Raw genomic sequence first — 7,575 nt, forward strand, 5'->3', positions numbered from 1 at the left:
GGCCCGCACCCAATCTCCCCTGCGACGGAGCGTCCCGCACGGCGAGCGGGCCGGCCTGCGCGCACCTGTGCGGATACCCCGTTCCGCGGCCGTGAGGCGTGGAGGACCTGGCGGGTGTCGTCCTCCGACCTGGAGAGCGGCGCGGCCCGGCCGCGCGCCGTTCGCGCACAGGGGCTGCGCGCGTGTCGCTTTGGCGCTGTAATGGCCAACGTGGTCGGTGAGGGCGCTGCGGGACGCAGCACGAGAACGCTGCGCGCCGAAGGTGCCCTGAGCGCGCTCGCGGCCGACCCGCGCTCACCCGACCGGCTGCGCCGCATCCTGGAACAGGCCCTCGTCTTCGCCGGGGCCTCCTTCGCCGGCTTCTACACCCTCGGCGAGGACGGCGAGCTGCTGTGTCTGGCGGAGGCCGCAGGACTGCCGCGCACCCTGTGCGGGGTGCGCGACTGCTACTCGGCCGCCGGTCACGGCCCGGTCGCCGAGGCGCACCGCGGACGCGAGGTGTGGCTCGGCCCTAAGGACCTGGCCGCCCAGTCGCAGTCACGCCGGACCCCCCGCCGCGCGTTCCACCTCGCCGCCCTGCCCGTGCGCCACGACGGCGGCGGCTGTCTGCTCGCGGTGAGCGAGCGGCCCGGCGGATTCGACGCCGACGACCGGGCGTGCCTCGCCCTCGTCGCCGACGCCGTCGCCTTCCCCGCGCCGCCCGTCACCGCCGAGGGCGCGGACCTGCCGCCCGGCGGCTTCAGCCTCGCCATGGACACCGGCCGGCTCCGGGTGCACGACGACGTCCTGGACCTGTTCGCACTCGACCCGGACGACTTCGACGGGCGGGTGGAGACCCTGCTCGGCCTGGCCGTCCCCGAGGACCTGCCCTCGCTGATGTCCGTGGTGGAGGCCGACCACATGACCATCGGCGACCGCGAGCTGGAGTTCCGGGTGCTCCAGCCCGCCGGACCTCCCCGGTGGCTGCGCCTGCGCGGCCGGCTGGAGCACGGCGGCGAGGGGCGCCCGGCCCACCTCGTCGGCACCGTCGCCGACGCCTCCTCGCTGCGCGCCGACGTCACCGACGTGGCCCGGGTGCAGCGCCTGGCCGCCGCCCTGTCCACCGCCGTCACCGTGCGGGACGTCGGCAAGGCCGTGGTCGCGGCGCTGCGCCGCCCGCTGCGGGCCGACCGGATCGCGCTCGCCGAGCTGGAGAGCGACCGGCTCGTCGTCACCGTCCTCGACCCGCCCGAGCCGGAGGCCTGGCCGGACGTGTGGCGGTCGGAGTGGCGCACCGAGTGGCCCGACGCGCCCGTGCGCACCATGCCGACCCTGGCCGCGGCCCTGCGCGAGGGCCGCCCCGCGGTATGGCCGGCCGGCTCCCCGCTGGAACCGGCCCTCGCCGAGGTCGGCCCGGGCGGACTCGCCGTGCTGCCGCTGCCCGCCGGCAACCGCATGGCCGGCGCCTGCCTCGTCGGCTGGGACGCCCCGCACGACATCGGCGCGGACGAGCGGACGCTGCTCACCGCCGCCGCCAACCTGGCCGGGCAGGCCCTGACGCGGGCCCGCGCCCTCGACGCCGAACACGAACTGGTCGGCATGCTCCAGCGCCAGCTGCTGCCGCGCCGCCTGCCCCGGCTGCCGGGCGCGGTCGCCGTCGCCCGCTACCTGCCGAGCACCGCGGGACTGAAACTAGGCGGCGACTGGTACGACGTCATCCCGCTGCCCGACAACCACGTCGCCCTCGTCATCGGGGACGTGCAGGGCCACAGCGCCGGCGCCGCCACCCTCATGGGGCAGATGCGCACCGCCCTGCGCGCCTACGCCGTCGAGGGCCACCCCCCGGACGTGGTGGTCTCCCATGCCAACCGGCTCCTCGTCGACATGGAGACCGACCTCTTCGCCACCTGCTGCTACGTCGACGTCGACATGGAGGAGGGCAGCGCCTGGTGCGTGCGCGCCGGGCATCTGCCGCCGGTGCTGCGCCACCCGGACGGGCGCACCGAGATCGCGGAGGCGGAGGGCGGCCCGCCGCTCGGGGTGGTGCGGCAGTGCGACTTCCCCATGAGCCCGCTGCGGCTCCAGCCCGGCACGCTGGTCGCCCTCACCACGGACGGCCTGGTCGAGTCGCCCGACTCCGACATCGACACGGGCATGGAGCGGTTCGCCCGGCAGGTGGCGGCCGCCGACCCCGCCGAGCTCGGGCCGGTCGCGGACGAGCTGCTCGGCAGGGCGCTCCGCAGCGACGACGTCGCGCTGCTGCTGATGCGCTACGACGGCATGGAAACCCGCCCGCTGCGGGAGAGCTGGACGGTGTGGCGAGTTCCCCAGGCGGTCGGCCACGCCCGCCGCTTCACCCGGCGCACCCTGCGCTCCTGGGGCGTCACCGAGGAGATCGACGCGCCGCTCCTCGCCGTCTCCGAGCTGGTCACCAACGCCCTGGTGCACACCGACGGCAAGGTCCGCCTCGACCTCACCCTGATCGGGGACCGGCTGCGCCTCGCCGTCGCGGACGCCTCGCCGCGCTCGCCGGTGAGGCCCACGAGCATCGGCTGGGAGGCGACCGGGGGCCGCGGCATCCTCCTCGTCGAGGCGGTGTCCGCCGCCTGGGGCACCCTGCCGGTCAGCGGAGGCAAGCAGGTGTGGGCGGAGTTCACCGTGCGGCGCTGACGGTGCCGCCCGCCGTCCGGGGAGTACCCGGTCCCCTCACCGCGCCGGCCGGGCGAGCCGGGAACCCGGACGCCCCGAAGTGCGGGGTTTGAACGGCGCGGCACCGGGGACCCGGCCCGCCGGTGACCACAGAAGGAAGATGATGTGACGTGATCACGGAGAGCACGGACATACCCCGGACCCGACGTCCGGAGACCGGCTGGGCACGCGCACGGCGACTGCGCGACCAGGACCCGCTGCGGACCTGCCTGCCGGCCGTCGACCGGGACACCACGCCGGCCGCCCCGGTCACCTGGGCCGAGGAGAACATCGTGCGGGGCGAGGACTGACCCCCGCCGGGGTGTAAGCCCCGTCGCCGTCACCGGGCCCGCGTCCCCAGGGGCGCGCGGCCCGGCGGCGTGTACGCGTCCCGCACCGCTCCCGGCGTCCATGCTGCCCGTCGTGCGTCTGCTCCTGACGTCCGACGCCCGTCGTGGTGCGTCAGCACCGCACACCGCACGGCGAAGCGCCCCCTCGACGGCCGGAGGGTGGGCACCGTACGGTCGACGACGGTCATACGGGAGACCGGTGGGCGGGCCCGGCCGCATGACGAGGGGCGAGGAGTGGCGAAGGTGGGCAAGGATCCCTGGATCAGGCCACTGCGCGGTACCGCGGATGTCCGGGCGCGCGTGGTGTTCTTTCCGCACGCCGGAGGCGCCGCCTCGTTCTACGCTCCGTTCGCGCGGCGGTTCCCCGACGGGTACGACGTCGCAGCCGTTCAGTACCCGGGGCGGCAGGAGCGTTGGGAGGAACCCTTCGTGACGACCGTCGAAGGCCTCGCCGACCGGCTGCTGCCGTCCCTGCGGCGATGGGCGTCGGAGCCCGTGCCGCTCGTCCTCGTCGGCCACAGCATGGGAGCGTCCGTCGCCTTCGAGTCGACGCTCCGGCTCCGGCACGACCGGTTGACGGCCCACTGCCGCCTGGTCGTCTCCGGCCGCGCCGCCCCGTCGGTGACGCGAGAGGCCCAGGCGTTCGACTCCGACCAGGAGCTGCTCGACCACCTCGCACGCCTCGGCGGAACCGACCCGGCGATCATGAGCAGCCCGGACCTGATGGACCTGGCACTGCCCGCCGTACGCAACGACTACCGGGCAGTCGCCCGGTATCGGCCTGCCCCCGACGCGGTGGTCGAGACGCCCGTCCTCTGTCTGACCGGGGACCGGGACCCGCAGGTGACGCCGGAGGAAGCCGCGGCCTGGAAGAGTCACACCACGGCCGGCTTCCGGCTGGAAACGCTCCCCGGCGGACACTTCTTCCTGTCGGACCACCAGGACACCGTCGTGCGCCTCGTCGCCGCGTGCGCCGAGGCCGGTGACCGATGACGGGCGGTGGGGCCGGAGTGCGCCGGGGCCGCGCCGAACTGCCGCTCTGCCGTTGATCGTGGCGCCCGCGCACGTGGGCGACCGCGAGCGTCCTCGGTTCCCCGCGTGCGCCGGGTCCGCCTCGACACCGTGGCTGTGCCGATGACCGGACGACCCGGCGGAGCCCGGGCCGACCCCTCCCGCTCTGGCCGAAAACAGAGGGGGACGGCCGTGTGACCGAGGCGGTGGTCGCGGGCGTGAGCAGGGGCGTGTCCGCGCCGTCGAGGACGTGTGAATTCTCTTCGACAGCACCGGGTTTGAGAGTGAAACGCCGGGATACACGCCCTTCTCAGTGGGGCACCGGACGGCTCTCCCCTTCGAATTCGGGGGGTTGCCATCTCGTCACACGACGTGAAAACTGTGAGCGCGCTCAGCCCGGACAGATCGGGTCGAACGTGCGTTCTTGGCATGTGAAGTGCGCCGGCGTGGGGCAGGGGAGTCCCCGCGCGGGAGAAGTCACGGGGGGATGTGTTGATGTCTGTTCGGTCCCCGGGGTGTGTACTGCCAGGCTGCGCGGACGCGGGCCTGTCCACTGCTCGGCGCGCTTCCGGACCGCTCGGAGCCGCAGCCCCGCCGTCCGGAAGCTGTCCTGCAGTGCGCTGAAGCCTGGGCCGGCATGCCGTGAGACGGCGGACCGGCCGGTCGCTCCCGGCCCGGCCCCTCGGCGGGCCGCGCGGCGGCCATGTGGCGCGGAGCGAGAGCCGCCCTGCGGCGCCACGCCCGGTGGCCGCGAGCACGACGGCCACCCCGCCCACGGCGGCCCACGGCGCCGTCGCACCACGGCATCGTCGGTGACCCACCGCCGGGCCTGCGTGTTCTCACCCAAGGAGAAACGGTGACAAGCACAGAACTGACCGGGGCTGAATCGCCACTCGAGGCGTTACCCGAGCGGTGGCGCTCCTTACGCGACGCGGGCCCCGTGGCGTACGACGAAGAGCGGCAGCAGTGGCACGTCGTGGACCACCAGGGCGTCGCTGCCGTCCTGTCCGACCCGGCGACGTACTCCTCCGACATGACGCCGATCGCCCCCACCCAGGAGGACTTCGAGACCTTCACCCGGGGCAACTTCGTCGGCATGGACCCGCCGGAGCACCGCAAGCTCCGCACCCTGGTCAGCCAGGCCTTCACCCCCCGCGTGGTCCACGGACTCGCACCCCGTATCGAGGCCGTCTGCGCGCGGCTGTTCGACGGTGTCGCCGACCGCGACCGCTTCGACCTGGTCGACACCCTCGCCTACCCCCTGCCGATCATCGTGATCGCCGAACTCCTCGGCGTCCCCGCCGAGGACCACCGGCTGTTCCAGGAGTGGGCCGCGACCCTCTTCGGCGGCGACCAACTCGGCGACAGCCTCGACATGGCCGACCTGGAACGGGCGCTGGAGGCCATCGCCCCGACCGTGCGCGAGATGAACGGCTACGTGCTGGACCACATACGCCGCCGCCGCGCCGAGCCCGGTGACGACCTGACCTCAAGACTCCTCTCCGCCGAGGTCGACGGGACGCGGCTGGAGGACCAGGAGATCGTGGGGTTCGTCGCCCTGCTGCTGGTCGCCGGGCACATCACCACCACCGCGCTGCTCGGCAACGCCGTGGTCACCTTCGACCGGCACCCCGGCACGTTCGACGCGCTGCGCAAGGACCCGGACCGGGTGCCCGCCGCAGTGGAGGAAGTCCTGCGGTGGCTCCCGCCCTTCCCCGAGCTGGGCCGGCGCACCACCCGGACCGTGGAGCTCGGCGGTCACGAGATGCCGGCCGACACCCTGCTGATGGTCCACCTGGGGGCCGCCAACCGCGACCCCTCCCGCTTCACCTCGCCGGACGTCTTCGACCCGGCCCGCGATCCCAACCCCCATCTGACCTTCGGGCACGGTATCCACTTCTGCTTCGGCGCCCCCCTGGCCCGACTGGAAGCCCGTATCGCCCTGCGGATGATGATGGATCGCTTCTCCACCCTCGAGGTGCCCTCGTACGACGACGTCACGTACCAGAACCCGGCCGTCATCGTCGGCGTACGCCACCTGCCGATCGCGGTCACCAGGCCGTAAGCACGACGACGCGCACCCCCGCACCGCTCACTGCGGGCCGGCGCGTCCGCTCCTCCCGCACCCGCTCTCACCAGGAGTCACGTCCCCATGACCTACTCGACCGCCGCGCCGACCACCGAGCGGCCATCGGCCGCCTCACACCACGAGTTGCGCAGTCACCTCGAATCCCTCGCGCGCATACACCGCGTGCCCGGCGCCCAACTCGCCGTCCACACGGGAACCCACCTCGTCAGCCTGCACACCGGCACGGCCGACGCCTTGAGGAACACCGCGTTCACCGCGCGGACGGCCGTCCCCTTGGGTTCCGTCACCAAGGTCGCCACCGCCACCGCCGTCCTGCTCCTCGCCGATGACGGCGACCTCGACCTGGACGAACCCGTCAGCGACCTCCTGCCCGACTTACCCGGCGGGTTGACCGATGTGACGACCCGTCACCTTCTGAGTCACACCGCCGGCCTCCCCACCGGGCCCGACTCCGACAGCGCCGTCGGCACCACCGCCTCCCGCTACCTCTCGACCGTCTGGACCGCCCGGAACACCCTCTTCACACCGGGCACCGGATTCTCGTACTCCAACGCCGGCTACGTCGTCGCCGGCCGCATCCTGTCCGAAGTGACGGGCATGACCTGGCAGGAAGCGGTGACGGCGCTCGTCCTGGAACCCCTGGGCATCGTCCCCGCGTTCCTCGGTGACACCGCCCCCTCGCGCCCCCTCGCCGGCGGCCACGCCCTCAACACCGCCACGGGCCTGGTGCGCCCGGCCCACCAGAACCTCGCCCCGGTGGAGGCTCCGGCCGGAGCCCTGCTGGCCAGCGCCGAGGACCTGGTCACCCTGGGCAGGGCCCTGATCGGCCGGTCGACCGTGCTGCCGGCAGCCGTCGCCGACCGGATGCGCCACCCCGAACCGGCCGCCGACGCCGGTGCGCTGGCGGACTCCTGGGGCCTGGGCCTCGCCCTCTTCCAGCAGGACGGCCGGGCGTGGTGGGGCCACGACGGCAACGCCCAGGGCACCTCCTGCCACCTGCGGGCCGACGCCGACACGGGCGTCGTGGTCGCCTTCACCGGCAACGCCGGTGCCGCCACCGCCCTGTGGCGCGACATCACCGCGGAACTCGCCCGGTTCACCGGCATCCGTGTGCCCACCGGCCCGTCCGCCGACACCCGCCGCGGACCCGCCCTGACCCTCACGGACTGCGCCGGGACGTACCGCAACGGGGGCGTCGAGTACACGGTCAAGCTGGACGGGGGCGGCAGGCCGACCCTGTCCGTCGACGGTGACTACCCCATCCCGCTGGTGTGCTACGCGGACCTGTCCTGCGACCTGGTGGACCCGTCCACCGGCCGGCTCGAACCGGGTGGCCGCTTCCACCGCGACCCGGTCACGGGGACCATCGACCGGCTGCAGATATCCGGGCGCACCGCGCGCCGGACAGGCACCGGCTGACCGCACCGCGCGCCGGACCGTCGTCGGCCGACCGCCCCG

Annotated in this window: 5 protein-coding genes; all 5 read left to right on the top strand. The window is 74.1% G+C overall.

Features of this window, described 5'->3' with window-relative positions; translation table 11 throughout:
* Positions 1-201 precede the first annotated feature (201 nt).
* The 5 genes from ACP7TJ_RS30530 to ACP7TJ_RS30550 all read left to right on the top strand — a co-directional run bounded on the left by ACP7TJ_RS30530 (position 202) and on the right by ACP7TJ_RS30550 (position 7,536).
* The gene (locus ACP7TJ_RS30530; RefSeq protein WP_167741526.1) at positions 202-2,649 is read left to right on the top strand and encodes a SpoIIE family protein phosphatase; all 2,448 of its coding nucleotides are present in this window, start codon (positions 202-204) and stop codon (positions 2,647-2,649) included.
* 149 nt (positions 2,650-2,798) lie between these two features.
* A complete protein-coding gene (locus tag ACP7TJ_RS30535; protein WP_167741527.1) occupies positions 2,799-2,978 on the top strand; it encodes a hypothetical protein in 180 nt (59 codons plus the stop codon).
* Positions 2,979-3,320: 342 nt separating this feature from the next.
* On the top strand, positions 3,321-4,010 hold the full coding sequence (locus tag ACP7TJ_RS30540; protein WP_427767526.1) for a thioesterase II family protein: 690 nt from the start codon (positions 3,321-3,323) through the stop codon (positions 4,008-4,010).
* An 874-nt stretch (positions 4,011-4,884) separates the two neighbouring features.
* Positions 4,885-6,093: a cytochrome P450 gene (locus ACP7TJ_RS30545; RefSeq protein ID WP_394854478.1), complete on the top strand. Its 1,209-nt coding sequence runs from the start codon at positions 4,885-4,887 to the stop codon at positions 6,091-6,093.
* Between the two features lie 87 nt (positions 6,094-6,180).
* Complete coding sequence (locus tag ACP7TJ_RS30550) at positions 6,181-7,536, top strand: serine hydrolase domain-containing protein (protein WP_427766837.1); 1,356 nt, start codon at positions 6,181-6,183, stop codon at positions 7,534-7,536.
* The last annotated feature ends 39 nt before the right edge of the window (positions 7,537-7,575 follow it).

The sequence above is a fragment of the Streptomyces sp. DSM 41931 genome (genome assembly GCF_050271085.1).
In the GTDB taxonomy this organism is placed as follows: Bacteria; Actinomycetota; Actinomycetes; order Streptomycetales; family Streptomycetaceae; genus Streptomyces; species Streptomyces albogriseolus.